The sequence below is a fragment of the Burkholderia sp. MR1-5-21 genome (assembly GCF_053427715.1).
Window position 1 is genome coordinate 1 of the sequence record NZ_JBSAXD010000077.1, and the last position, 2,548, is coordinate 2,548.

A 2,548-nucleotide genomic window follows, 5' to 3' on the forward strand; every position below is an offset into this window, starting at 1 on the left:
TAGATAGCGTCAAGCAGCATGGCCGGTTTACCGACGACCATCTTGGCCGGTCGACCGGAGTAATTGTCGGTGGTTATTCGTTCATGTTTGTCGCTCCTCCGTCATGGTTGTCGCTGGATGATTGTCGGCGCCGGCCGGTCTGTTTGTCGCTGGCGGTGCGTCGTCGGTAGCTCTCGACGTTCATTTCGAAGATCGTCGAGTGATGGACCAGACGATCGATGGCCGCGACCGTCATCGATGGGTCGGGGAACACATCGTTCCAGCCAGAGAACGGCTGGTTGGCGGTGATCAGCAGGCTGCGCCGCTCGTATCGTTCGGCGATCAGCTCGAACAGCACGCTGGTTTCAGCTTGATCCTTGCGCACGTACGACAGGTCGTCGAGGATGATCAGGTCGAAGCGGTCAAGCTTGGTGAGCAGCGCGGGCAACTGCAGGCTCTGCCGAGCGGCCTGCAGCTTCTGGACGAGCTCGGCCGTACGCGTGAACAGCACACGGTGGCCAGCGTCGATCAGAGCGTGACCGATAGCGGCCCCCAAATGACTTTTTCCGGCGCCTGGCGGCCCGAACAAGAGCACCGTGGCACCTTTCTCCAGCCACGAATCGCCGGCGGCAAGCGCCATCACATGTGCCTTCGCGACCATCGGCACCATGCCGAAGTCGAAGCTGTCGAGTGTCTTGGTCGGATCCAGATGGGATTCGGTTCGGTGTCGCTCGATACGTCGTTTGGCACGTTCGGCCAGTTCATGCTCGAACAGCGCACCGAGCAGTCGCGTGGCTTGCCAGCCTTCCTTGTCGGAGCGCTGGGCGAACTCGGGCCACAGGCGCGCAACGGTCGGCAAGCGCAATTCATTGAGCATCAGGGCCAGACGGCCTGCATCGTAGGCGGGTGCGTTCATGCGAGCACCTCCTCGCCGAGCAGCGCGTCATAGCAGCTTGCCGACGGCATGTCGACGTTGACGACCGGACAGTCAGCCTGACGCGGCGCGAGTTCTTCGCGCAGCGCCTTCAGGTCCGGCAGTCGGCCTTCCGTCAGCAAAGCCTCGAGCCGTGCGGCCAGCACGGCCTCGACGCCATCGAGTCCGGCCAGTTCAAGCAGACCAACCATCGTCTTGCAGGCCTCGCGCTGCGTCAGTTTTGCCTCGAGTACCTCCCAAGTGCGGCGGTAGGCTTCACGGGGGAACAGCTCGTCGCGAAACGCGAGTCCCTTGAAGGCCTGGGGTTTGCGCTTCAAGCCATCGATGAAGTGTCGATAGTCGAGGGCGCGACGGTTATCGCCGGCGCGGGAGCCGCGCGGTGTGCTGTGCACGAGGGCGCCGCTCAGATAGCAGTCGAGTCGGTCGGCGTAGACGCGCACCTTCAGGCGATGACCGATCAGGCGCGACGGCGCGCTATACAGGATGCCTCGCACCGTGAACGTGCTGCATCGCGTGACGCGTGCTTCTTCCTCGACGAAGTCGGTGGTACGCCGCATTGGCAAGTCTGCGAGCTGTTCGCGCTCGATACGGAATGCCGCTGCATTACGCCGGTTGCGGCGCATCACGACCTCACGCAGAAATTCGTTGTAGGCCGCGCGATCGTCGAAGTCCCGATGGCCACGCAGCATCAATGCCTGATCGAGCGCTTCCTTCAGATAGCGATGGGACGATTCGACGCTGCCGTTCTCGTGCCCCTGACCGCGATTGTTGCGGGTGCCGGTCATGCCGTAGTGCTCAAGCAACGAGGCGTAGCGTACCGTGAAGTCCTCTTCGTCCTGCAGATTCTTGAACGCCGCCGACAGGCTGTCGGTGCGGTGCTCGCGCGGACAGCCTCCGGCTTGCCACAGCGCATTCTGCAAGCCGCCGGACAGGGCCTCGAAGCTTTCACCGGTTTCGACAACGTTGGCGTACTCCCATCGGGAGAATGCCAGTACGAAGTGATACAGCCGGTGATCGAACGGCGCACCGGCTATCGTGATGCGCAGATCATTCATGTCGGTGAAGTCCGACAAACCACGCACACCGGGTTCGTGCTGCTGGGGGAAGAACACTTCCTTGGACGGGCCAGCCACCGCCCGCCAGTGCGTGACGCGCCGCTCGAGCGTGCGACGCATGCTGTCGGGATAATCCCCGGGATGATCGTCCTGCAGCTTGCGCAAGATCGTGATGGCTTGCAGCCGTGGCGTGTTGCTGAGCATCGGCACAACTTCAGCATCCCACACGGCAGCGAACGGATCTGGACGGGAGCGCCAGTAACGTCGCGTCTTCTGTGACGGTAGCGTGGCGTCATGTTCGATGCGTCGCGCGCTGCGCACACTGATGCCGGATTTGGCTGCGGCGACTTCTTGAGTATGGAGCTTACGTTTGGACATGTAGAGACGAACCTGTTGGTCGGTGATTCGGGTTCCAGACATGCGGCGGATCGCTTCTTCTTGATTCGATCCGCCATCGTAGAATCCGGCCGACTCGGCGCCGCCGGTGGGGAGGAGCCTCCGGCGGCTACGCCGCCTCCGGCTCCTCCCCACCGGCCAAAACCTTTGTCGCTATACCGGCCAAAATGATTGTCGCCGCCCA

General features: G+C 62.5%; 2 protein-coding genes. Both read right to left on the minus strand.

Annotated elements, in window-relative coordinates; translation table 11 throughout:
• Positions 1–73: 73 nt before the first annotated feature.
• The gene (gene istB, locus ACV229_RS40420) at positions 74–895 is read right to left on the minus strand and encodes an IS21-like element helper ATPase IstB (RefSeq protein ID WP_448088636.1); all 822 of its coding nucleotides are present in this window, start codon (positions 893–895) and stop codon (positions 74–76) included.
• Positions 892–2,388 (minus strand): IS21 family transposase, encoded by a 1,497-nt coding sequence (gene istA, locus ACV229_RS40425; protein WP_448088637.1) that lies wholly within the window; start codon positions 2,386–2,388, stop codon positions 892–894. Before istA ends, istB begins: the two co-directional genes overlap by 4 nt.
• Between the last annotated feature and the right edge of the window lie 160 nt (positions 2,389–2,548).